1 protein-coding gene is annotated in these 633 nt (G+C 73.5%); it reads right to left on the reverse strand.

The genetic code is table 11. From position 1 onward, the window contains the following. A partial coding sequence (locus AB0N07_RS51705) for a cytochrome c biogenesis protein ResB (RefSeq protein WP_365848031.1) occupies positions 1-633 on the reverse strand: 633 nt, incomplete at both ends.

Here is a 633-nt window from a genome sequence, read left to right on the forward strand (position 1 = left end):
GGGCCGGGGGGGGTCTCGGGGGTGGTGGAGGTGGACTGGGGGGCGGCACCGGCCGCGGCGTCGTCGGCCGTCTCGGTGGCGGCGACGATGGGCCACCACTTCTCCATGGCGGCGCGCAGGGCCACGTGCTCCTCGTGGAGGCCGAACTCCTCGCCGCGGGCGAGCAGCGCGTACTCCACGCGGGTGCGGCCGTCGTCGTCGGTGCGGGCACGCACCCACACGCGGCGGCGGCGGACGAACAGACTGATCGCCAGGCCGAGCAGGGCGGTGCCGGCGAACACGCCGACGCCCCACTTGCCCGGGTCGTAGTGGATGTCCAGGCCGACGTAGCGGCGGACGCCGTCGAAGCTGATGGAGCCCTTGCCCTCGGGCAGCTCGTACGTCTGGCCCGGGCTGAGCACGATGCCGCCGTTCTCGTTGGTGCGGCTGTTGAGCTCGGTGAGGGATGCGGTGTCCAGCACGTACACGTTCTGCGGGCGGCCGGAGTCCAGGCCGAGGTCGCCGACGTACGAGTTCAGCTGCAGCTGCGGGCGGAGCAGCTCGGGGTCGGCCGAGAACGCGGCGCCCTTCTCGTCCTCCACCGCCGTGGGCAGGAAGAAGCCCACGAAGCCCAGCTGGTCCGGCCGCGCGTCG

The sequence above is a fragment of the Streptomyces sp. NPDC051172 genome, from assembly GCF_040682555.1.
GTDB lineage: Bacteria > Actinomycetota > Actinomycetes > Streptomycetales > Streptomycetaceae > Streptomyces.